This window comes from Ruegeria sp. BC6 (assembly GCF_056539185.1).
The window spans coordinates 678435-700554 of the sequence record NZ_JBQFUM010000001.1; the positions used below are offsets into that span (position 1 = coordinate 678435).

General features: G+C 62.4%; 18 protein-coding genes and 3 tRNA genes. 8 read left to right on the forward strand and 13 right to left on the reverse strand.

Annotation, left to right across the window (positions count from 1 at the left end; genetic code table 11):
• Window positions 1–81: 81 nt before the first annotated feature.
• Both purN and purM read right to left on the reverse strand, forming a co-directional pair.
• Window positions 82–678 (reverse strand): phosphoribosylglycinamide formyltransferase, encoded by a 597-nt coding sequence (gene purN, locus ACR0MM_RS03355; protein ID WP_093962193.1) that lies wholly within the window; start codon window positions 676–678, stop codon window positions 82–84.
• Window positions 675–1721 (reverse strand): phosphoribosylformylglycinamidine cyclo-ligase, encoded by a 1047-nt coding sequence (purM, locus tag ACR0MM_RS03360; RefSeq protein WP_480694405.1) that lies wholly within the window; start codon window positions 1719–1721, stop codon window positions 675–677. The genes purN and purM overlap by 4 nt, the downstream gene beginning before the upstream one ends.
• A 106-nt stretch (window positions 1722–1827) precedes the next feature.
• Here purM and ACR0MM_RS03365 point away from each other — a divergent pair.
• Window positions 1828–1904: transfer RNA gene (locus ACR0MM_RS03365), tRNA-Ile, on the forward strand.
• A 13-nt stretch (window positions 1905–1917) separates the two neighbouring features.
• Here the strand turns inward: ACR0MM_RS03365 and ACR0MM_RS03370 are convergent.
• A complete protein-coding gene (locus ACR0MM_RS03370) occupies window positions 1918–3237 on the reverse strand; it encodes an ATP-binding protein (RefSeq protein ID WP_480694407.1) in 1320 nt (439 codons plus the stop codon).
• A 44-nt stretch (window positions 3238–3281) separates the two neighbouring features.
• Here ACR0MM_RS03370 and ACR0MM_RS03375 point away from each other — a divergent pair, with 44 nt between their 5' ends.
• On the forward strand, window positions 3282–4196 hold the full coding sequence (locus ACR0MM_RS03375) for an MBL fold metallo-hydrolase (RefSeq protein ID WP_480694409.1): 915 nt from the start codon (window positions 3282–3284) through the stop codon (window positions 4194–4196).
• Window positions 4197–4270: 74 nt separating this feature from the next.
• A tRNA-Asn gene (locus tag ACR0MM_RS03380) sits at window positions 4271–4345 on the forward strand.
• A gap of 258 nt (window positions 4346–4603) precedes the next feature.
• Here the strand turns inward: ACR0MM_RS03380 and ACR0MM_RS03385 are convergent.
• A complete protein-coding gene (locus ACR0MM_RS03385; RefSeq protein WP_480694411.1) occupies window positions 4604–5926 on the reverse strand; it encodes a metal-dependent hydrolase family protein in 1323 nt (440 codons plus the stop codon).
• 256 nt (window positions 5927–6182) lie between these two features.
• On the opposite strand from ACR0MM_RS03385, the gene ACR0MM_RS03390 reads away from it, so the two are divergent.
• Window positions 6183–6257, forward strand: a tRNA-Asn gene (locus tag ACR0MM_RS03390).
• Between the two features lie 21 nt (window positions 6258–6278).
• Here ACR0MM_RS03390 and ACR0MM_RS03395 read toward each other — a convergent pair.
• From ACR0MM_RS03395 to ACR0MM_RS03415, 5 genes are all read right to left on the reverse strand, one after another.
• Window positions 6279–7898, reverse strand: a complete 1620-nt coding sequence (locus ACR0MM_RS03395) for a long-chain-fatty-acid--CoA ligase (RefSeq protein ID WP_480694413.1) — start codon at window positions 7896–7898, stop codon at window positions 6279–6281.
• 175 nt (window positions 7899–8073) lie between these two features.
• Complete coding sequence (pgi, locus tag ACR0MM_RS03400) at window positions 8074–9684, reverse strand: glucose-6-phosphate isomerase (protein ID WP_170449873.1); 1611 nt, start codon at window positions 9682–9684, stop codon at window positions 8074–8076.
• 4 nt (window positions 9685–9688) lie between these two features.
• Window positions 9689–10360 carry a 6-phosphogluconolactonase gene (gene pgl, locus ACR0MM_RS03405; protein ID WP_480694415.1) on the reverse strand — a complete coding sequence of 224 codons (672 nt, stop codon included), beginning with the start codon at window positions 10358–10360 and terminating at the stop codon, window positions 9689–9691.
• On the reverse strand, window positions 10357–11811 hold the full coding sequence (gene zwf / locus ACR0MM_RS03410; RefSeq protein ID WP_480694417.1) for a glucose-6-phosphate dehydrogenase: 1455 nt from the start codon (window positions 11809–11811) through the stop codon (window positions 10357–10359). The genes pgl and zwf overlap by 4 nt, the downstream gene beginning before the upstream one ends.
• Window positions 11812–12104: 293 nt before the next feature.
• Entirely contained in the window at window positions 12105–12374 is a 270-nt protein-coding gene (locus ACR0MM_RS03415) for an usg protein (RefSeq protein WP_093962206.1), read from the reverse strand.
• A gap of 224 nt (window positions 12375–12598) precedes the next feature.
• Between ACR0MM_RS03415 and gyrA the strand changes: the two genes are divergently transcribed.
• From gyrA to ACR0MM_RS03430, 3 genes are all read left to right on the forward strand, one after another.
• Window positions 12599–15301, forward strand: coding sequence for a DNA gyrase subunit A (gyrA, locus tag ACR0MM_RS03420; RefSeq protein ID WP_170339448.1), 2703 nt, complete (start codon window positions 12599–12601; stop codon window positions 15299–15301).
• A gap of 138 nt (window positions 15302–15439) precedes the next feature.
• Window positions 15440–16165 carry an ArsR/SmtB family transcription factor gene (locus ACR0MM_RS03425; protein WP_480694419.1) on the forward strand — a complete coding sequence of 242 codons (726 nt, stop codon included), beginning with the start codon at window positions 15440–15442 and terminating at the stop codon, window positions 16163–16165.
• Window positions 16166–16221: 56 nt separating this feature from the next.
• Window positions 16222–16668: a YqfO family protein gene (locus ACR0MM_RS03430; protein WP_480694421.1), complete on the forward strand. Its 447-nt coding sequence runs from the start codon at window positions 16222–16224 to the stop codon at window positions 16666–16668.
• Window positions 16669–16706: 38 nt separating this feature from the next.
• Here ACR0MM_RS03430 and ACR0MM_RS03435 read toward each other — a convergent pair whose 3' ends face one another.
• From ACR0MM_RS03435 to ACR0MM_RS03445, 3 genes are read right to left on the reverse strand one after another with little or no spacing between them, the layout of a single operon-like run.
• Entirely contained in the window at window positions 16707–18176 is a 1470-nt protein-coding gene (locus ACR0MM_RS03435) for a carboxypeptidase M32 (RefSeq protein ID WP_480694423.1), read from the reverse strand.
• A gap of 4 nt (window positions 18177–18180) precedes the next feature.
• Window positions 18181–19326: a heme A synthase gene (gene ctaA, locus ACR0MM_RS03440; protein WP_480694425.1), complete on the reverse strand. Its 1146-nt coding sequence runs from the start codon at window positions 19324–19326 to the stop codon at window positions 18181–18183.
• Window positions 19327–19386: 60 nt separating this feature from the next.
• Window positions 19387–20130 carry an RNA methyltransferase gene (locus tag ACR0MM_RS03445; protein WP_480694427.1) on the reverse strand — a complete coding sequence of 248 codons (744 nt, stop codon included), beginning with the start codon at window positions 20128–20130 and terminating at the stop codon, window positions 19387–19389.
• Between the two features lie 162 nt (window positions 20131–20292).
• On the opposite strand from ACR0MM_RS03445, the gene ACR0MM_RS03450 reads away from it, so the two are divergent.
• Entirely contained in the window at window positions 20293–20922 is a 630-nt protein-coding gene (locus tag ACR0MM_RS03450) for a thiamine phosphate synthase (RefSeq protein ID WP_480694429.1), read from the forward strand.
• Here ACR0MM_RS03450 and ACR0MM_RS03455 read toward each other — a convergent pair.
• Window positions 20919–22055 (reverse strand): HupE/UreJ family protein, encoded by a 1137-nt coding sequence (locus ACR0MM_RS03455; protein WP_480694431.1) that lies wholly within the window; start codon window positions 22053–22055, stop codon window positions 20919–20921. The genes ACR0MM_RS03450 and ACR0MM_RS03455 overlap by 4 nt on opposite strands.
• Window positions 22056–22120: the final 65 nt, after the last annotated feature.

Below are 22120 nucleotides of genomic sequence, written 5' to 3' on the forward strand. Positions count from 1 at the left end.
TGCCCGTTGGTTTCTTCTGCCCCGAGCGCTTGGCCAGACCATAGGCCGAATTGGCCGCTCATGTAAATCTCTGGCGCAAGATCAGGGGAGTAACACCGGTGCGCGATCGCCACGGGCAAAGCGCTCCAGAACCGCCGGATACAGCTTGTGTTCCCAGGCCAGCACCTTCCGAGCAAGCGAATCCGGGGTGTCGCCGGGTTCGACCGGAACCCGGGCCTGCCCCAGGATCGGACCGTCATCCAGCGCCGCGGTGACCTCGTGCACGGTGCAGCCGTGTTCGGCATCCCCGGCGGCGATGGCGCGGGCGTGGGTGTTGAGCCCTTTGTACTTGGGCAGCAGCGAGGGGTGGATATTCAGCATCCGTCCCTGAAAGCGGGACACGAAATCGCCCGTCAGCACGCGCATGAACCCCGCCAGGCAGACGATGTCTGGCTGCGCCTCGAGCAGCGGCTTGCACAGCTCGGCCTCAAACGCGGCGCGGTCACCGCCGAACGGCCGGTGATCGACCACGGCTGTGGCAATCCCGCGATCCGCCGCCTTGGCCAAGCCGCCAGCATCTGCATTGTTCGACAGAACCAGACAGGGGCGCGCCGGGTGGTCGCCTGTCATGCTGTCGACCAGCGACACCATGTTCGACCCGCCCCCGGAAATCAGGATAGCGACGCGCTTGTGGCTCACAGCAGCTTGCCTGCGTAGCTGACGCCCGCCCCTTCGGTGACCGATCCGATGCGCGCGACGCTCTCGCCGGCATCCGTCAGCAGGGCGGCCAGGTCATCTGCGCGGTCGGCGGCACAGACGACGATCATGCCGATCCCGCAGTTGAAGGTCTTGAGCATTTCCGCCTCGGCGATGCCCCCGGTTTCCGCCATCCACCTGAACACCGGCGGCAGGTCCCAGGCATTCAGGTCGATTTCCGTACCCAGATCGTCGGGCAGCACGCGCGGCAGGTTCTCGGTCAGCCCACCGCCGGTGATATGCGCCAACGCATGGGCGCCACCGGCCCGGATCGCGGCGAGGGCGGGTTTGACGTAGAGCCGCGTGGGCGTGAGCAGCGCCTCTCCCAAAGGCCCATCACAGAACGGCGAATCCGCATCCCATCCCTGGCCCGAGATCTCGACCAGTTTGCGCACCAGCGAGTAGCCGTTGGAATGCACCCCGTCCGAGGCCAGCCCCAGCAGAACATCCCCGGCCTGCACACCGGCGGGCAGATCGCTGCCGCGCTCCATCGCGCCGACAGCAAAGCCTGCCAGGTCGAAATCGCCATCGGGGTACATCCCCGGCATCTCGGCGGTTTCACCCCCGATCAAGGCACAGCCCGAGCGGACGCAGCCCTCGGCGATGCCTTCGATGATCCGCGCGGCGGTGTCGGTGTCCAGCTTGCCCGTGGCGAAGTAATCTAGAAAGAACAACGGCTCGGCCCCCTGGCAGATCAGGTCGTTCACGCACATGGCCACCAGGTCGATCCCCACACCATCGACCACGCCCGTGTCGATCGCAATCCGCAGCTTGGTGCCCACGCCATCGGTTGCCCCCACCAGGATCGGGTCGGAATACCCTGCCCCTTTCAGGTCGAACAGCGCGCCGAACCCGCCAAGGCCGCTCATGACGCCGGGGCGGTTCGTCCGCTTGGCGGCGGGCTTGATCCGGTCGACCAGAGCGTTGCCCGCATCGATATCCACGCCCGCATCTGCATAGGTGATGCCGTTCTTGCCCGCTGTCATGGCCGTTCCCTCATGAATGCTTTCAGCGCGGGTTAGTCGATTGTGCGCCGCGTTGCAACGGTCAGGCTTGACGCGGCTGTTCTGCGTGGTACCCAAGCGCTCAGGCGGGCCTGTAGCTCAATTGGTTAGAGCAGAGCGCTCATAACGCTTTGGTTGGGGGTTCGAGTCCCTCCGGGCCTACCAAATACGGCCGAAATCACCGCCCGATGATGATGTCCGCGCACAAACCGCCCAAGCGTTCGCTTTGTCCCAGGCGCAAAACACCGCCGTGGACACGGGCGATATCTGCAACGATCGCCAGCCCGAGGCCCACCCCGCTGCCCTGATTCTGGTTCCGCGACGGGTCCAACCGGCTGAACGGTTTCACCGCCTCGGTCCGCTGCTCGGGCGGGATGCCGGGGCCATCATCCTCAACCCGAATGCGCAGCGATTTGTCAGTCAGGGTCATGCTGACTATCGCGTGCGACCCGTAGCGCACCGCGTTGCCGATCAGGTTTTCCACGGCGCGGCGGATCGCAGTCGGACGCAGCATCACTGCGCCCTGCCCTTCGGGCGGCAGCAACTCGACACTTTGTCCGGCCCGTTGCGCATCATCCACGATCGAGCGCAGAAGCTCATCCGGACGAACCTCGACCTGCTCTCCCTCAGACGCGCCGCGCGAGAAATCAAGGAAGGCATCCAGGAGTGACTGCATTTCGTTCACGTCCTGAAGCAGCGGCTTTGCATCTTCCTCGGGCAGCATCGACAGGCCAAGCTTGAGCCGGGTCAGAGGCGTTCGCAGGTCATGGCTGACTCCCGACAGCATCAGGGTCCGCTGCTCGATCTGCCGCTCGATCCTGGCGCGCATGTCAAGAAACGCGCTACCGGCGGCCCGCACCTCGACTGCCCCTCCGGGGGTGAACGGCACGACCCGACCGCGACCAAAAGCCTGCGCCGCATCGGCCAGCCGAGTGATCGGCCGCAACTGATTGCGCATGTACAAGAACGAAATCGAGGTCATGATCACCGCAAAGAACAGCATCGTGACGATCAACTGGTGCGGAGCGACCGTCGATAGACGCCGGCGATCAAAGCCAAGCTCCAAAACACCCAGATGGGTGTTCAAGAACAAAGTCGCGACCTGACTGTCCGGCAACGATACCGCCACGAGGTTCGGCAGCAGCTCTCGAAGATCAGCGTCGATCTGCGGTGCGATGAAATCATACCAGCGCCGCGGTTCAATCGTAGGCGTTTCGTTGATCCCCAGAAAGCGGGCCTGCATGTCCAGCACCCTCAAATCCGGACGCACCGCGGCCAGCGCCTGCTGTTGGGTTTCGGCACCCTGAATGTCTTCCAGAACCAGCCGCACTTCGCGCGACGCCGCCCGGGTCATCTGACCGGTCACATCCTCGAGGTGTTCACGCACGAATGCCACCGACACCACCAACAGAACCACGATCACCGGCAGCACCAGAATCAGGGCCGCCCGGGCATACAAGCTGCGGGGCAAATAGGGTTTGAGCCAGCGCGAGGACATGCGCTAAACCTAGCGGGCTGCCCCGCCAAGAGAAAGAGGCCAAGATGCTGCAAGCAGACGATTTCAACCCGAAACCGGGGATCCCTGTCGCCCTGCAGCCGGGCCTCAGGCTCTTGCTGGCCCCAAACCCGTCGCCGATGACCTATCTGGGGACAAATACATACCTCCTGGGCACCAGCGACCTTGCCGTAATCGACCCCGGACCGTTGAGCGACAGTCACATGCAGGCCATTCTGGATGCGCTGCAGCCCGGGCAAATGATCAGCCATATCGTGGTCACCCACAGCCACCTGGACCATTCGCCGCTGGCTGCTCCGCTGTCAGAGCGGACAGGTGCCCCGATCTACGCCTTTGGCGGGCCACAGGCAGGGCGCAGCGCGATCATGTCCCAACTGGCCGAGCAAGGCCTCGCCGGCGGCGGCGAGGGAATCGACACGGAATTCCGCCCGGACATCGAGTTGGCGGACGGCGACAGGATCGAGGGGGACGGATGGGGCCTTGAGGTCATTCACACGCCGGGTCATCTGGGCAATCACATCGCGCTGGCCTGGGGAGACGTTTGTTTCACCGCCGATCACGTGATGGGCTGGGCCAGTTCGCTGGTTTCGCCTCCGGATGGTGATCTGACAGACTTCATGAAAGCCTGCCACCGGCTACGCGCGCACGACTGGTCGGTCTTCCATGCCGGGCACGGCGCGCCGATCACAGACCCCTCGGGTCGGCTTGACTGGTTGATCCGCCACCGGCTGGAACGTGAGGCACAAATCCTCGACGCGCTGGCCGAGCGCCCGGGCACAGCCCGGGATCTGGCCCAGCGGATCTATGTCGAAACCCCGCCTGCCCTGCTTCCAGCGGCCGAGCGCAACGTGTTTGCCCATCTGGTGGATCTGACCGGAAAAGACCGCGTCGCCCCCCAAGGCGCGCTGTCGGTGCAGACCAGTTTTCACCGCATCTCCTGAACGCGCAAAAAATTCGCCCTCGGTGCTTTTCCCCTCTGGACGCCGAAAAACCGGATTGCTATATGCGCCTCAGTTCCGGCGTAGCTCAGCGGTAGAGCAGTTGACTGTTAATCAATTGGTCGTAGGTTCGATCCCTACCGCCGGAGCCAAAATCCTCTGATTTCAGAAGTTTGTGGCGCACCCAACCGCTCGCGTCCCGTGTATGGTCGGTTGCCGATCCGACAGGCCGGGTTTTCAGCTGGTTCCAAGCATACAATCAGCCTGCCCCCAAGGACCTGCGCCGTTAGTTTGGAGTTGGTCTTTCGATCAGCCCAATCCTGTCAATCACACCCGCGAAACATCAGAGAATTTTTCAGCGCCTGTGACGCAAGTTTGGTCCGCCATGCATTTGCACAGCAGATCGTCCGCTACAGTTCGTTTTTGTAGATCACCCCGCCCTTCATGATCAGGTCGAAGCGCTCTTCGTATTCGGTCATGACAGACATGTCCTCAAGGGGGTTGCCGTCGATCAGAAGGATATCCGCATGAGCACCTTCCGCAATGACACCCAGCGCCCCGGGATAAGGATTGCGCGGCCCCGACAAGGCAAGCAACTCGGCTGATTTCGAGGTTGCCTGACGGAGTATTTCGGCATTGTCGAACCATTCCGTTCTCAGAACGAACTCCTCGTTTGCGCGCTTGATCATCTCAGGAGAAGTGATCACGTCCGTGCCGAAGACGATATTCTCGAATCCAAGCTCCTTGGCCATGGTGAACATCTGGTTGATGCCGTCATAGGCTTCGTCATGCTTGGCTTTTTGTTCGTCGTTGTAGCCGGCCGGATGGAATGTGTAGACGATGACCTGCGGCGACAGCCAGGCATCATGCTCCATCATCACGCGCATGGCCTCTTCGCTCATCAGATTGCCATGCTCGATGGACTTCACCCCATTCTCGACGGCGCGGATGATGCCATCCGAGTTGTAGACATGGGCGGTAACGTAGGTGTTCCAGTCTTCGGCCGCCTCGACGGCTGCACGGATTTCGTCTTCCGTGTACTGCGTGGTGTCCAATGGATCAGCAAATGACCCGGTGCCGCCACCGACCGAAATCTTGATCTGCGAGGCCCTGCGGCGCAACACCTCGCGCACGGTTTTCAGAACCTCGTCACGCCCATCGGCAACTGCGACATGGAAGTATTTCATCGGAATGCTGGGCTCGAACACCAACGAACCGGGCTCGTTTGCGTCCGTCCGATGATCCGAGTGGCCCGAGCTTTGCGAGATCATGGGACCCGAAGGATAGACCCGAGGCCCCGTCAGGATGCCCTCATCTATGGCGCGTTTCAGTGAAAACGAGTTCCCGCCGACATCGCGGACCGTCGTGAACCCCTGCATCAGGTATTGTTCGGCGACGGTTGCGGCAACATAGGCCCAGTATTCGCGATCGGCATTGAATGCGATACCGAACGGCATCTGAAACATCAGATGCGCATGCATGTCGGCAAATCCGGGCATCAGGAACCGACCCTGTGCATCGATCACCGTTACTCCATCCAGCGCATCCAGATCAGGGCCAAGGGCCGTGATCATGCCGTCTTGGATCAAAACGTCCTGACCCTCGATCAGGTCGGAACTGACACCGTCGAAAATCCGAGCGCCGGTGATCAGGGTTCCGGCCTCTTGGGCGATCCCCGGCGCGGCGAGAACAAAAAAGAATAGCTTTGCTGCAATCCTGCAAGCTGTCCGCATCTTGGATTCCTTTCCGGTTTCAACAGGCTCACCGAAGCATGGTGCATTATCGAGAGGCTAGTCTCTTTCTGATCCGGATAAAACGATCACGTCGCGGCCGGCGCGTAGATCAACGCAACGATTCACTGCCGCAGGAAACAACAAAGCTGTGCACCCCGATTGAAATCCGAAACGGAAACCTGGGGCGCGTAATTCGTCCAAAGAAAGCAATTTTCGTCTGGACCTTGTCTTTGCAGATTGGTACACGCCCCTCAGTTCCGGCGTAGCTCAGCGGTAGAGCAGTTGACTGTTAATCAATTGGTCGTAGGTTCGATCCCTACCGCCGGAGCCAAAAATCCATAGAAATCAAGCGTTAACCTGCCAAGGCGTCCTTGAATTCATCCCGCAGTTTGCGTTTCAGCACCTTGCCCGTTGCATTCAGTGGCAGCGCTTCGACGAAGACCACTTTGTCCGGCACCTGCCACTTGGCGATCTTGCCGTCGAAAAACCCCAGCAGTTCGGCCTCGGACGGGTCTTCGCCCTCGGCCTTGACGGCCACCAGCAGCGGGCGTTCGTCCCATTTGGGATGCGGCACGCCGATCACGGCCGCGGTGGACAATCTCGGGTGCGCTACGGCGATGTTTTCCAGCTCGACCGAGCTGATCCATTCACCGCCCGATTTGATGATGTCCTTGGAACGGTCGCGGATGGTCATGTAGCCATCGGGGTCCAACGTCGCCACATCGCCGGTAGCGAACCAGCCATCCTGCAGAAGATCTTGATCCTGCAGCTGAAAATAGCTGTCCAACACCCAATGGCCGCGCACCATCAAGTCGCCCTGCGTGACCCCGTCATGCGGCAGGTCGTTGCCGTCGTCATCGACGATCTTCAGCTCGACCCCAAAGGGCGGACGACCCTGATTCTCGCGCAGTTTGTGCTGTTCCTCGATCGGCAGCTTGCGATGCTTGGCCAGCGGAATGTTGGCAGTGCCCAGCGGGCTCATCTCGCTCATCCCCCAGGCATGCACGGTGTCGACGCCGTATTTTTCCCGGAAGGTCGCGATCATCGAGGGCGGGCAGGCCGCGCCGCCGATCACCGTACGTTCGAGGCTTTCCAGCTTGGTGCCGCATTTGGCGGCATGGGCCAGCAAACCCTGCCAGATCGTGGGAACCCCCATCGCCAGCGTCACGCCATAGGTGTCGATCAGGTTCACCAGCGCCTCGCCATGCAGGTCCGGCCCGGGCAACACCATCTGCGAACCGGACATGGCACAGCCATAGGGCGACCCCCAGGCGTTGACATGGAACATGGGCACCACTGGCATCACCACATCCATCGCCGAATACCCGATGACGTCGCGGGTGTTCGAGGCAAAGCTGTGCAGAACGGTCGAACGGTGCGAATACAGCACGCCCTTGGGGTGGCCGGTCGTGCCCGAGGTGTAGCACAGGCTCGAGGCGGTGTTTTCATCGAAGACGGGCCATTCGAAATCGGGGGCACCGGTCTCGATCAACTCGTCATAGAATTCCAGGCCGGGGATCTGCTGCAGCGCGTCCTCGTTGCGCGGCCCCATCAGGACGAAATGCTTCACCTCGGTCAGTTGATCACGGATCGCGGCGACCAGCGGGATGAAGGTGGCGTCGAAGAACAGCACCCGGTCCTGCGCGTGATTGATGATGTAAACTAGCTGTTCGGGGAACAGGCGCGGGTTGATCGTGTGGCAGACAAACCCGGCACCCGAGGCGGCATAGTAGATTTCCAGATGCCGGCGGTTGTTCCAGGCCAGTGTGCCGATCCGGTCCTGCGGATGCAGGCCAAGCTTGGTCAGCGCCGACCCCATGCGCCGGGCATTGGCAGCGATCTCGCCCCAGGTCGTCTGGGTGACGGTTCCGTCGGTTTCGACCGAAACGATCTCGGTCTGACCATGATAGCGCGCAGCATGATCGATCAGTGACGAAATCAACAGCGGCTGCGTCATCATCTGTCCCAGCATGGACATCCTCCCATTCATCGCGCCGGCTTGATGCGGCGTCTGTTGCGGCCCGGCGGCACGGCGGCATGGCCGGCCCCAGGGCTTCTCCTCGGGGCCGATCCTGCCAATCATTTAATTGTCTGACAATAAAAGAATGCGGCCTGCCGTGGCGGCAGGCCGTCAGATTTGCAGGGCTTCAGCCCCGGTGCCGCAGCGCATAGGCCACAAGTGCGGCGGTCGAGCCGTCCTTGCCCTCGGTGCCCGCATCGCCATCGACGATTGGCCCCAGCGAGGTGGCCAACTCCTTGCCCAGCTCCACCCCCCACTGGTCGAACGAGTTGATGCCCAACAGCACGCCTTCGACGAACACCCGGTGTTCATACAGCGCAATGATCTGGCCCAGAACGAAGGGCGTCAGCTGCGGATAGATCAGCGTGGTCGAGGGCCGGTTGCCCGGGAACACGCGATGCCGGGCCTGACGCTCCAACTCGTCGCCATGCAGGCCCATCTCGGCCATGCGCGCTCGCGCTTCCTCAAGCGACCGGCCACGCATCAACGCCTCGGACTGAGCCAGGCAGTTGGCCAGCAGCAGACGGTGATGATGGGCCAGTTCGGGCTCGTGGCCTTCGGCGGCCACCATGAATTCGCAGGGGATCACGTCGGTGCCCTGATGGATCAGTTGGTAAAACGCGTGCTGCCCGTTGGTGCCGGGCTCACCCCAGACCACCGGCCCCGAAGGCACGCTCAGCGCCGAGCCGTCCATGGCCACCGATTTGCCGTTCGATTCCATCTCGAGCTGCTGGAAGTAGGCCGGCAGCCGCAGCAGCCGTTGGTCATAGGGCAGAACCGCGCGGCTGGCATGACCCAGCACCTGACGGTGCCAGAAGCCCACCAGCGCCAGCATCACCGGCATGTTCTCGGCCCAGCCCGCGGCGCGGAAATGCACGTCCATCGCCTGCCCGCCGCGAAGGAACGCGTCGAAGGCGTTCGAGCCCACCGCAATCATCACCGGCAGTCCAACCGGACCCCAGACCGAATAGCGCCCGCCGACCCAATCGGCGAAGCCGAACACGCGGTCAGACGGGATGCCGAAGTCCGCCGTCTTGTCGACGGCGCTGGACACGGCCGCGAACTGCCGCCCCGGGTCGCCGCCGCCGTCCAGCATCCAGGCCCGCGCCGTCCGCGCGTTGGTCATGGTTTCGATGGTGGTAAATGTCTTGGACGCCACGATCACCAGCGTCCGCGTCGGGTCCAGTTCGCGCAGCGTGTCGGCGATGTGCGCGCCATCCACGTTCGAGACATAGTGCAGGCGCGGCCCGTCGTGATAGGGCGCCAGCGCCAGCGTCGCCATCACCGGCCCAAGGTCCGAACCGCCGATGCCGATATTCACCACGTCGGTAAAGCTGCCCCCTGCCCCCTGGGCCGTTCCGCCCCGGACCTCTTCGGCGAACACGCGCATGCGCTGCAGGGTGTCCAGAACGTCGGGCATCACGTCCTGGCCATCAACCTCGACCGGGCCGCCGTCCAGATTGCGCAGCGCCGTATGCAGCACCGCGCGGCCCTCGGTCTCGTTGATCTTGTCGCCGCGGAACATCGCGTCGCGCCGCTCGGCCAGACCGGCTTGATCGCACAGGTCGATCAGCGCCGCGCGGATGTCCGCGGCGATCAGGGTCTTCGAATAGTCGAACAGCAAATCGCCGGTCGAGGCCGAGAAGCTCTGCGCCCGGTCGGGATCCTGCGCGAACAGGTCGAGGATGCGGGTATCCGCCGCCTGCGCGGCAAGGGTTCTGAGAGTGTCCAGTTGCATGAGATCAATCCGCCCAGTGTACCGTCATTCCATCCAAGACTGCCGCAATTGGCGCCTCCTCGGGCGGCAGGCTCATGGCACGCTCAAGCGCTGCGCGCTTTTGTTCACCATAGATGACCAGGTGTTTGGACAGCGCCCCATCCAGAACCGGACCCGTCAGTGTGATGCGCGTCTCGGGCTGCGTCTGCGGGCGAGCGACGGCCAATGCCGGTGCGTTGCTGGCCAATGCCTGCGCCAGCCCCTCCATCCCCGGAAACAACGAGGCCGTATGCATGTCGTCGCCCATTCCAAGAACCAGCACCGCCAACGGGCGCAGCGGCTCGATCAGAGCTTCGATTTGGGGCAGAACCTCTTCGGGCGTCTTGCCGGGAATATAGAGCGGGACATAGTCCGCCGCCGCCGCTCGATTGGTCAGAAGTCGGTCGCGGATCAGGCGTTCGTTCGACCGGTCACTGTCTGCCGGGACGCAGCGCTCGTCGGTGGGCAGCACTCGGACACGCTCCCATTCAAGGTCCGCGGCGCACAGGCTGTCGAAGATCGGCCCGGGCGTGGTGCCGCCGGGAACCGCAAAAGCCACGACATCGTTGTGCAGCAGCGCAGCCTCCAACTCTCCGGCCAGAACGTTGGCAACATCAATGGCCAGCATGTCCCTGTCAGCGTATTCCTGAATCTTCATGGCTTGATCCCTTGCCAATGGCGACCGTCGCGTTTCATCAGCAGTTCGGCGTCGCCGGGACCGGTACTGCCGCTGTCATAGGGTTTTGGCACGTCGCCGCGCGCCTGCCACCCCGCAATGATCGGGTCGGTCCAGGCCCAAGCGGCCTCGACCTCGTCTCCGCGCATGAACAGGGTTTGGTTGCCCCGGATCACGTCCATCACCAAACGCTCATAAGCATCCGGCGCTTCCTGGTTTTCGGGCCCGAGCGCTTCGGCAAAGCTCATATCCAACGGGACGTCGATCAAACGCATTCCGCCCTGCCCCGGCTCTTTGATCGTGACTTTCAGCGTTATGCCTTCGTTCGGCTGCAGCCGGATCGAAAGCGTGTTGGCATGCCGACCGGCCTCGGCCCCGAAGATCGAATGCGGGGCGTCCTTGAAGATGACGTTGATCACCGAGGACCTTGCCACCAGCCGCTTGCCGGTGCGCAGGTAAAACGGTGTGCCCGCCCACCGCCAATTGCTGACATGCGCCCGCAGCGCCACATAGCTTTCAGTGGTCGAGCGTGGATTGCCCACCGCTTCGCGGTAGCCCGGCCCGTCGGGTCCACCCGAATACTGCCCACGGACGATGTGGTGCGGCTGCACCGGGTCCAGCGCGCGGATCACCTTGAGCTTTTCGTCGCGCACGGCGTCCGAATCGAACTTGGCAGGCGGTTCCATCGCGATCAGGCACAACAGCTGCATCAGATGGTTTTGCACCATGTCGCGCATTGCCCCCGCGCGCTCGTAATATTCTTCGCGCCCGTCCACGCCGACTGTCTCGGCGACGGTGATCTGGATATGGTCGACGTACTGGCTGTTCCACAGCGGCTCAAACAGCATATTGCCGAACCGGACGGCCATAAGGTTCTGGACGGTTTCCTTGCCCAGGTAATGATCGATCCGGTAGACTTGGCTTTCGCTGAAATATGAGGCCAGCGTGGCATTCAACGCCCGCGCGCTGTCCAGGTCGTGACCGAATGGTTTTTCGACAACGATCCTCGTCTGCTCGTTTGCCAGACCGTGCTGGCGGATTTTCTCCGCCAACGGGGCGAACAATCCGGGTCCGACCGAGAAATAAAAGGCGCGGATCCGCGAATCCGTCAACTGCCCCGAAAGTTTTTCCCACCCATCATCAGAACTGGCGTCCAAGCGCAGATACTGCAGGCGGTTCAGGAACCCATCAAGATTGCCCGAATCCGCCGCTTGAGGAGGTGCGTGCTGGGCCAGTGACTCGGCCACGATCGCGCGATAGCCCGCCTGGTCATGCGCGGATCTTGCTGCGGCAATTATCCGAACATCGTCATTCCACTGTCCCGCGCAATAACGGCGAAACAAGGCAGGCAAAATCTTGCGCTGCGCCAGATCCCCGGTGCCACCAAAAATGACCAGATCAAATGGGTCGACGGGTATAACGCGAGAAACCATGAGCCGTCCTTAACGCGCCATCGCCGGCATGTCCAATGTTAGCGCAATCATATCCTGGACTTTCTCTGGTTTTCCGATCTGTACCAATCGTGTGCGCCGCACCGGACCGCCACCGAAACGCACAAGAATATTCAACCGCTCAACGCGTCCGCCGTCAACGGATTGCCAAGATCTGGTTGTGTTCAGAAATTATGAGAGTGAGTAACCTGCGCCGAAACGCAGGTCGGCCTTCATTCGATGATCCATCGGCCGGATCAAGGCGCATTGGCCTTTACCGCAACCTGACCGAAACGCTAGTTCAGCCGGTATTCTCCGACGACGTTCCGCCATTCTCCGGGTGCGATCATCTTGCGGTGGGTAAAGCGCACCGAATGCAGCGGACCCTCGATTTCGCGCTGCCAGAACTCGATGAAATTGAACAGCTTGGGATGATCCGGCGCCAAGTCGTAATCCTGCCAGATGAACGTGTTCAGAACATGGATGTAATCCGGCATGCGATAGAAGATTTCAGCCGTTGTCAGGCCATACCCCTTCAGCATCAATTCGGTTTCGTTTTTCTCCATTCAGACCTCCAGATTTCCTCAAAGGTCCCTTCAGGGTAACATGATTCCTTTTCAATCCGTATTAAAACAATGTGTTACCCGAAAAACACCGCGGTTTCAGGCCACTTCCGGGTTGCTTGCTTGCACCCTATGTGCCGGGTCTGATAAGATGCATCCACAAGATATAGACCCAGCACAAAAAACGGGCAGTTTACGTGAGCGATACGCCAGAAATCCCCGAAAACATGGATGAAACCCCGCCCGAGCGCCCGGTTTACGACGGCCCGACGGTATCCATCGAATCCGAGATGCGGACGTCCTATCTGGACTATGCGATGTCGGTCATCGTGTCCCGTGCGATCCCCGATCTGCGCGACGGCTTGAAACCGGTGCATCGGCGCATCCTCTATGCGATGCACGAGACCGGGAACACCCATGACAAAGCTTACCGCAAATCGGCCCGTCCCGTGGGCGATGTGATGGGTAAATACCATCCGCACGGTGACAGCGCGATCTATGACGCGCTGGTGCGTATGGCGCAGGATTTCTCGATGTCGCTGCCTCTGCTGGATGGTCAGGGCAACTTCGGCTCGATGGACGGCGACAACCCGGCGGCCATGCGCTACACCGAGGTTCGCATGGACAAGCCCGCCGCCGCCCTGTTGGCGGATATCGAGAAAGAGACGGTCGATTTCCAGGACAACTACGACGGCAAGGACAAGGAACCCACCGTCCTGCCCGCGCGGTTCCCGAACATGCTGGTCAACGGCGCCGGCGGTATCGCGGTGGGAATGGCCACCAACATCCCGCCGCACAACCTGGGCGAAGTGGTCGACGCGACGCTGGCGCTGATCGACGATCCGGACCTGACCAGCGAACAGCTGATCGAATACGTCCCCGGCCCCGATTTCCCCACGGGCGGCGTGATGCTGGGCCGTTCCGGCGCGCGCAAGGCCTATCTGGAAGGCCGTGGCAGCGTCATTATCCGCGCCAAGACCCGCGTCGAGGAATTGCGCAAGGACCGGTATGCCATCATCGTGGACGAGATCCCCTATCAGGTGAACAAGGCCTCGATGATCGAGAAGATCGCCGAAGCCGTGCGCGAAAAACGCATCGAAGGCGTCAGCCATGTTCAGGACGAATCCGACCGCAACGGCGTGCGGGTGGTGGTCGAGCTGAAGCGCGACGCAACACCCGAGGTGGTGCTGAACCAACTGTACCGGTTCACCCCGATGCAGACCTCGTTCGGGTGCAACATGCTGGCGCTGAACGGCGGCCGCCCCGAGCAGCTGACCCTGCGCCGGTTCCTGACCAGCTTCATCGACTTCCGCGAAGATGTGGTCGCCCGCCGCACCGCATACGACCTGCGCAAGGCGCGGGAACGCAGCCATATCCTGTGCGGTCTGGCCGTGGCGGTCTCGAACGTGGACGAGGTCGTTGCCACGATCCGGTCCTCGGCCGACGCGGCAGAGGCGCGCGAAAAGCTGATGACCCGCCGCTGGCCCGCAGCCGAGATCGAGAGCTATCTGCGCCTGATCGACGACCCGCTGTCCAAGATGAACGACGACGGCACCTACAACCTGACCGAGGTTCAGGCCCGCGCGATCCTTGATCTGCGCCTGCAACGCCTGACCCAGATTGGTGTCAAAGAGGTCACGGACGAGCTGGAAGACCTGGCCGCCAAGATCAAGGAATACCTGGACATTCTGTCCTCGCGCGAGCGCATCATGAGCATCATCGCCGACGAGCTGCGCGAGGTTCGAGAGCAGTTCGCAGTGCCGCGCCGCACTGAAATCGTCGACTGGTCCGGCGATATGGAAGACGAGGACCTGATCGAACGCGAGGACATGGTCGTCACCGTGACCTCGGGCGGCTACATCAAGCGTACGCCGCTGGCCGACTTCCGCGCGCAGAAGCGCGGCGGCAAGGGTCTGTCGGGGATGCAGACCAAGGAAGAGGACGTCGTAACCAATCTGTTCGTGGCGAACACGCATACGCAACTGCTGTTCTTCACCACCGACGGGATGGTCTACAAGCTCAAGACCTGGCGCCTGCCCCAATCGGGGCGCACCGGCAAGGGCAAGGCCATCGTCAACATCCTGCCGATTCCCACCGGTGTTTCGATTGCGGCGATCATGCCGGTCGATGTGCCGGATGAAGAATGGGAAAACCTGCAGATCGTCTTCGCCACCAGTGCCGGTGACGTGCGCCGAAACGCGCTGAGCGATTTCACCAACGTCAAGCGCAACGGCAAGATCGCGATGGATCTGCCCGAGGGTGTGGAACTGGTCAACGCGCGCATCTGTTCCGAGGATGACGACGTGATGCTGGTCACCAACTCCGGCCGGGCAATCCGCTTCCCGACCACTGCCGTGCGCGTGTTCAAGGGCCGCAAATCGACCGGTGTGCGCGGCATCAAACTGACGAATGGCGATCGAGTCGTCTCGATGTCCGTCATTCGCCACTTCGAGGCCACGGCAGACGAGCGCGCCGCCTACCTGAAGATGCGCCGCCTGATGGCAGGTGTCACCGAAGAGACCGAAACCGACGAAGACGAAGGCAACGCAGACAGCATCCTGCCTCAGGAGCGCTATGCCGAGATGTCTGCGGCGGAAAACCTTATCCTGACTATCACGGCCGGCGGGTCGGGCAAGCTCAGCTCGTCGCATGACTACCCGGTGCGCGGCCGCGGTGGAATGGGCGTGATGGCGATGGACAAGGCGATGCGGGGCGGCCCGCTGGTGGCCTCGTTCCCCGTCGAAATCGACGACCAGATCATGCTGGCCACGTCCAAGGGGCAGTCGATCCGGGTTCCGGTCGACGGTATATCGTTCCGGTCCCGCAGTGCGGGCGGGGTCAAGGTGTTCAACACCGGCAAAGGCGAGGAAGTCGTCAGCGTCGCTTGGATCGCAGACCAGGGTGACGAGGAAGACGATAGCGAAACGTAAGGATGGCCGCCTCTGATCGGCGGCCCTCATTTCAACGACGACGGAGCGGCTCTGCAACAGCAGCCGCTCCTTTTCGTTTCGGCGGATGTCGAAGCGTTCTTTCTGGGGGCAAGCCGGGTTTTGCGGTAGGCTCATCCAATGAGACCCGAACCCAGACTGGACATCATCGGCGCCGCCCTCGCCGACCCAACCCGCGCGCGCATCCTGTGCGAACTGATGGACGGGCGGGCGTTCACCAACAAAGAGTTGTCCTGCGCTGCCAACATAACGCCGCCAACTGCGACCTCCCATCTCAAGCAGTTGGAGCGGGCCGGCCTGACCACCTCGATACGCAGCGGCAGGCATGTCTATCACCGGATCGCAAACGCACAGGTCGCATCGGTTTTGGAAACGCTGTCCACGCTAACCCCCAGCGATCATGTCCGGCGAGCCGCGAAACCGGACTCGGGCGTTCTGTTGGCCCGTTGCTGCTATAACCATCTTGCCGGGCGTCTCGGTGTGTGGATCACGGACAACCTGCTGGATACGGGCGTTCTGCAACTGGCACATGGGGCTCTGGCGCCGGGTCCGCGATATCACGCGTTTCTGACCGATCTCGACCTGGACCCACCGCGGGTCAGAGCCCACAGGCCGATCGCCAAATTCTGTCTGGATTGGACGGAGCGCCGAAATCACATCTCAGGTCCCTTGGGAATCTCGATTCTGGAAAAAGCTCTGAAAGACAAATGGTTGGCGCGCCAGAGGTCCAGCCGCGCCCTGACCATCACGCAGGACGGCAAGATCGCACTGACTCGCCATTTCGGCTTGTCGGACTCCGCGTTTGATTGCCTCGGGTCGTCGGTTCGGTCGATGGCGAAACGATAAGTCACACTTGAGGTGCAAACCCGGTCATTCTGACGTTGCTTGGTTAGGAGACTGGAATGACCCAAAAACCACAGGACACCGAACGATATCTGACAGACAAAGGTTGGCGCGTGATCGTTCAGGTTCCCGAGGACCGCGCGCAGGCGGTGATTGATGCTGTTCTGGCCGAAGCCAACCTGGTTTACGGCGATTATGATCACGTCACCTTCCGGTCAACGCCCGGAACTCAGAGCTTTCGGTCACTCGGGACCGGACGCAATTCCGTCACCTGCGACACGGTTGATGTTCCCTGCGTCGAAGTTTCGTTCTTTCTGGATGTATCGAACGGCGTGCGTTCGAAGGTGCTGCGCGCAATCTACGCGGCCCATCCCTATGAAGAACCGGTGATCTTTCTGCACCCGTGTTTTCGAACGCTGCACATCCGCGGGCAGGACGAAGACAACCCGAACCGGTTCTGGAACCGGCCTCCGGAAGACTGGGTGCCTGATGCACACCGCGGCTAGATGACCCCTATCATACCCATAGCGGTCATCTTTCCAGGTCATAGACCGTAGAGCGTGCCGAATTTGTCTTCGAGATAAGCCAACAACGGCTCGGGTCCGGGCTCCATGCCGCTGGCGCGGCGGATGACATCGCGTGGGGCATACAGACCGCCATGCTGCTGAACATGCTCGCGCAGCCATCCGGTTGCCGCGGAGGTATCGCCCTGCGCCAATTGATCATCCAGACCTGGAATTGCCGCCCGCAGCGCCTGATACAGACAGCCCGCGTAGACATTGCCCAGCGAATAGGTCGGGAAGTAGCCAAACAGGCCTACCGACCAATGCACGTCCTGCAGACACCCGTTCGAAGGCTTGTCGACCGCATAGCCGAAATCGGCATGGAAACGGTCGTTCCACGCGGCCTCGAGGTCCTGCACCTGCAGATCGCCCGACATAAGTGCGCGCTCCAGATCGAACCGCAGCATGACGTGCAGATTGTACTGAACCTCGTCCGCTTCGGTACGGATGTATCCGTTGTGCACCCGGTTGACGGCGGCATAGAAGGTATCTTCATCCGCGATGCCAAAATCTCCGAAGGCGTCCGTCATCTGCCGGAACAGCCAGCCCGTGAAGGCCCGCGAGCGGCCCAGCTGATTTTCATAGATGCGGCTCTGGCTTTCATGAACGCCCATTGACACGCCCTGGCCCAGCGGTGTCAGCGCGTAGGCCGGGTCGATGCCCTGCTCATAGCAGGCGTGCCCGACCTCATGGATGGTCGAATAGAAACAGTTGAACGGGTCGGTTTCGCTGGTCCGAGTGGTGACGCGCACGTCGTCGCCGCTGCCCGAACAGAACGGGTGTACGGCCTTGTCCACCCGCCCCCGGTTCAAGTCGTACCCGAAAGTCTCCGCCAGCTTTTGCGTCAGCTTCATCTGGGCCGCTTCGTCGAACGTTCCGGTCACGCCCGCGGGGGACGGCCGGTCAAGAACCGCGGCGCGCAGCGCAACCAGACGCGGGCGCAGGGCGTCGAAGATGTCGGCGATCTGGGCAGCGGTCGTGTAGGGCTCGTAATCCTCGACCAGCGCGTCATAGACATCGCCGCCTTGCGCCAGAGCCACCCCTTCCTCGCGCCGCAGCGCCACGACTTCCTCCAGAACCGGAAGAAACGCAGCAACATCCTCGTCGGCGCGGGCCTGTGCCCACTTGCCCTGCGCGGCCGATGTCACGCGGGCGATGGCCGTGGCCAGATCAGCGGGCACCTTGACCGTGCGCTCGTATGTGCGGCGGATTTCGCGCAGTTGCGCCTGACCGACCTCGGTGTCGGCATGGGCGTTTTCCAGCCACTCTGCCACGCGCGGATCCGAACGGCGCGCATGCAACACGGCTTCGATTGCGGCCATCTCCTCGGCGCGCTGGTTGGCGGCCCCGCGCGGCATGACGGTCTCTTGGTCCCAGCCCAGGCGCCCGGCGATCTGTGCCAGTGCCGAGGTTTCACGCTGAAAGGCCATCAGGTCATTGAATGCAGTCATTGGGTCAAGCTCCGCGTAGCGAGGTTGCGATGGGATAAGCGGTCAGAAACCGGGCACGCAGGATCAGGGTCCAGACGACCACGGCCGAAAACTGGTGGAAGATGGCGATCTGCCAGGGCGCGCCGTAGACCACGGTGAGGATGCCAACGACCACCTGCAGCGACAGCGCCGCGAACATGGCGTTGAAGGCGAACCGGGTCTGCGGGTGGGCGCTGCTGCTGCCGCGCCGCCAGACGAAGATGCCGAAGGCGAACAGCACATAGCCCACGCAGCGGTGGATGAACTGCACCAGTCCCGGACTTTCGAAAAAGTTGCGCCACATCGGTTCAAGCGCGGTGGCGTCCGGCGGCAGCAGTTGCCCGCCGATCAGCGGCCAGTCGGTATAGGACCGGCCGGCGTCGATACCCGCCACCAATGCACCGATCAGGATCTGCAGAAAGGCAAAGTGCAGCAGCCCGGTCGACAGCGAGAACAGCCGCGCCTCTTTCGCGCGACGGGCCTGCATCAGGTCGCGTTCCTCGCGCCCCAGCATGAAGATGTACCAGGCCAGAAAGCCCAGGATCACGAACGCGAGGCCAAGATGGGTGGCCAGACGATAACTGGCAACGGCGGTCATCCCTTCGCCCTGCGTCACACCCGAGGCCACCATCCACCAACCGACGGCGCCCTGCACGCCGCCCAGCAGTCCGGGGATCGCAAGGCGCCCGGTCCAGCCTGCGGGGATCTTGCGCAGCACCAGAAAGCCAAAGAACCCAAGCGCCCAGACCAGGCCGATCACGCGGCCCAGTTGCCGGTGACCCCATTCCCACCAGTAGATGGTCTTGAAGTCATCCAGCTCCATCCACTGGTTCATGATGCGCCACTGGTCGATCTGTTTGTACTTGTCGAACTCGGCCTGCCAGTCGGCCTCGGACATCGGCGGGATCGCTCCGGTGACCGGTCGCCATTCGGTTATCGACAGGCCGCTGTCGGTCAGGCGGGTCAGCCCACCCACCGCAATCATCACGACGACAAGCGCGAACAAGATCATCAGCCAGATACGGATGGCCTTGCGTGCACCGCCCCGGCCGCGGTCGATCATGCCGGGCTGGACCGTTTCCTGCTTTTGTTCACCCGAGACTTCTTCGAAGATGCTGCGCTTGCCGCTCATGCCGTCCTCATGTCCTTGATTTTCCCGCAAGCTAGGGCCAGTGCCCGGGAAGGTCCAGCCTCAGCCCTTGTCCTTCCAGCGGACCATCTGACGCATGATCCCGTGCAGCATCTGCACATCGGCCCGCGTCATGCGCATGCGCGACCACAGGTTGCGCAGGTTCACCTTCATCCCTTCCGCCTTTTCCGGCGGGTAGAAGAACCCGGCCTCATCCAGCCGCTGTTCGTAGTGTTCTACCAGTTTCTCGACCTCGATGCCGGTGGCCCAGTCGCCTTTGCCCAGATCGGTGGCCTCGTGCACCACGTCGCCGGTCTGGCGCATCCACTCATAGGCGGTCAGCAACACGCACTGCCCCAGGTTCAGCGAGGCGTATTCGGGGTTCACCGGCACCGAGATGATCGCATTGGCCTTGGCGATGTCTTCATTCTCCAAACCGGCCCGCTCAGGCCCGAACAGCACGGCCACCTTTTCGCCCGCCGCCACCTTTTGGGCCGCGATCTGCATGGCACGCTCGGGGCTGTAGACGGGTTTGGTCAGGCCACGCTGACGGGCGGTGGTGGCGAAAACGTATGTGCGGTCGCCCAACGCGCCGGCCAGATCGTCGAACAGTTGCGCCTCGTCCAGCAGCCGCCCGGCACCGCTCGACATGGCCACGGCCTTGGGGTTGGGCCAGCCGTCGCGCGGGGCGACGATACGCATCCGGTCCAGGCCGAAATTCCACATCGCCCTCGCGGCGGCACCGATGTTTTCGCCCATCTGCGGGCGGACGAGCACGAATGAGGGCTGGGGTCTGTCGCTGAGCATTCTGATCTCCGAAAGTTGCGCCTGCCATACTGCCGCCGCTGGCACAGGGCAAGCCCGGCCGCCCTGCCCGATTGCAAATCACGCGGTCTGCGGGCAATAAAGTTTGCTTCGCCGCCGCAATCGGCTAAACCGCGCCAAAGACCAACCGCGAAGGATCCGCCAATGGACACCCCCGAGCAGCCTCAGATCTATCTGATCACCCCGCCGACCATCGACCCGGCCACCTTTCCCGACCGGCTGGCCCGCGTTCTGGACGGGACCGAGATCGCCTGCATCCGGCTGGCGCTGGCCGGCAGCGACGAGGACGCCATCGCCCGCGCGGCCGACGCCTGCCGCGAGGTGGCCCATGCGCGCGACGTGGCGCTGGTAATCTCGAACCATGTCCTGCTGGCGCAAAGGCTGGGGCTGGACGGGGTGCATCTGGACGATGCGGCCCGCTCGGTCCGGGCCGCGCGCAAAGAGCTGGGGGCGGATGCCATCGTCGGCAGCTTCTGCGAAACCTCGCGCCATGACGGGATGACCGCGGGCGAAGCCGGGGCCGACTATGTGGCATTTGGGCCCGTGGGGGACGTGTCGTTGGGCAAAGGGACCCGCGCCGAGCGTGATCTGTTCCAATGGTGGTCCGAGATGATCGAGGTTCCGGTGGTCGCCGAAGGCGGCCTGACACCCGAACTGGTTGCCGAACTGGCTGAATGTACCGACTTCTTCGGAATCGGAGACGAGATCTGGGCCGCAGAGGACCCGCTAAGCACCCTGAACACGCTGATCGCGCCGATGAAAACCGGCGGTTAGGACATAACCGCCCAGTACAGCCCCAAGCCCGCCAACAACAGCGAGGCGACTGTGGAGATACGACCGCGCAGCCTGGGCGAATCCGGCAAGAGCACGGTCAGGGTGGCCAGGATCAGAATCGCGACTCCGCTCAGCGCCAACAGGATGCCAGCGGCAAAACCCAGCACTGCCGGCGCGACATGGTGCGGCGGCACACCCAGGCGCGACGATGCCTCTGACAGTGTCAGGCCAAGGACCGCACCGGCCGCCAAAAGGAACAGCACACGCCAGACCCCCAACCGGTCGGTGACGAGGTTCCAAAGCGCCAACAAGGCGATGGCCGCCGGCACGACCGGCCATGGCAGGAACGGCCTCGCATTCAACACGTCGAACATCCCAAGCGGCAGCGTCACCAGAACGCCCAGCCCCAGCGCGGCAAGCTGAACAAGGACCGGGCGCAACTTCAGTGACAAGAAAACCAACACCGAGGCCAGCGCCAGAAGCTGTGCCCCCGCGCCCGCGACATGCAGCAGCCCGGCCCGGAAAAAAGCCTCGACCGCTTGCTGCGCCCCCAGCCCGGCCCCGCCTGCCAAGGGAATGCGAGGACTGACCTCGCCGCCGCTCAGAAACCCGGTATAAGGCGCCTCGACCCCTTGCTGGCGCAAGACCACGGGGCCGATCCCTTCGGGCCAGGTCAGGCGCAGGCTGCTTGCATCGGGTGGCAGAGGACCGGCCAACAGCACTCGGGAAATCCGCGGCACGTCAGGGTTGCCGACCACTGGAATACTTGCGCCTTCATAGGACAACGCAACCGGCCCGTTCACGTCGATCTGCAAGGATTGCTTCCAATCCGTTACAAAATCGTGGACGTGTTCCTCAAGCTCGGACGAGACAAGCCGGCGCAGCTGTGCGTAACGCGCGCTCCCGCCGTCGCCGCCCTGCGCGACGACTTGCGGATCAACCCCGGCCAGAACGGCCTCGGCGTTCAAGGCGATTTCGACCAGAAGCCGACCGTCCCGGACCTGAAAGTCAACGATTGTCCGTCCGCTCTGTTGCGCCCATGCAGGCATTGCCAAAAAAATAAATGCCAGCAATGGCGCAATGATCCAGGCGCGAAACCGCAGGAAGGTCAGCAAACGGATATTGAGACCCATCCGAAAATATCCAAAAGAACCAAAAAACACTGTGTCTGAGTGTTTCTTCCTTCCAAACAATTGGC

Bases quoted from the DNA above. Each gene is read 5' to 3' on its own strand.
- purM (WP_480694405.1), bottom strand. From the start codon at position 1,721: ATGACAGCGGGCAAGAACGGCATCACCTATGCAGATGCGGGCGTGGAT.
- ACR0MM_RS03370 (WP_480694407.1), bottom strand. From the start codon at position 3,237: ATGTCCTCGCGCTGGCTCAAACCCTATTTGCCCCGCAGCTTGTATGCC.
- ACR0MM_RS03375 (WP_480694409.1), top strand. From the start codon at position 3,282: ATGCTGCAAGCAGACGATTTCAACCCGAAACCGGGGATCCCTGTCGCC.
- ACR0MM_RS03385 (WP_480694411.1), bottom strand. From the start codon at position 5,926: ATGCGGACAGCTTGCAGGATTGCAGCAAAGCTATTCTTTTTTGTTCTC.
- ACR0MM_RS03395 (WP_480694413.1), bottom strand. From the start codon at position 7,898: ATGCTGGGACAGATGATGACGCAGCCGCTGTTGATTTCGTCACTGATC.
- pgi (WP_170449873.1), bottom strand. From the start codon at position 9,684: ATGCAACTGGACACTCTCAGAACCCTTGCCGCGCAGGCGGCGGATACC.
- pgl (WP_480694415.1), bottom strand. From the start codon at position 10,360: ATGAAGATTCAGGAATACGCTGACAGGGACATGCTGGCCATTGATGTT.
- zwf (WP_480694417.1), bottom strand. From the start codon at position 11,811: ATGGTTTCTCGCGTTATACCCGTCGACCCATTTGATCTGGTCATTTTT.
- ACR0MM_RS03415 (WP_093962206.1), bottom strand. From the start codon at position 12,374: ATGGAGAAAAACGAAACCGAATTGATGCTGAAGGGGTATGGCCTGACA.
- gyrA (WP_170339448.1), top strand. From the start codon at position 12,599: ATGGATGAAACCCCGCCCGAGCGCCCGGTTTACGACGGCCCGACGGTA.
- ACR0MM_RS03425 (WP_480694419.1), top strand. From the start codon at position 15,440: ATGAGACCCGAACCCAGACTGGACATCATCGGCGCCGCCCTCGCCGAC.
- ACR0MM_RS03430 (WP_480694421.1), top strand. From the start codon at position 16,222: ATGACCCAAAAACCACAGGACACCGAACGATATCTGACAGACAAAGGT.
- ACR0MM_RS03435 (WP_480694423.1), bottom strand. From the start codon at position 18,176: ATGACTGCATTCAATGACCTGATGGCCTTTCAGCGTGAAACCTCGGCA.
- ctaA (WP_480694425.1), bottom strand. From the start codon at position 19,326: ATGAGCGGCAAGCGCAGCATCTTCGAAGAAGTCTCGGGTGAACAAAAG.
- ACR0MM_RS03445 (WP_480694427.1), bottom strand. From the start codon at position 20,130: ATGCTCAGCGACAGACCCCAGCCCTCATTCGTGCTCGTCCGCCCGCAG.
- ACR0MM_RS03450 (WP_480694429.1), top strand. From the start codon at position 20,293: ATGGACACCCCCGAGCAGCCTCAGATCTATCTGATCACCCCGCCGACC.
- ACR0MM_RS03455 (WP_480694431.1), bottom strand. From the start codon at position 22,055: ATGGGTCTCAATATCCGTTTGCTGACCTTCCTGCGGTTTCGCGCCTGG.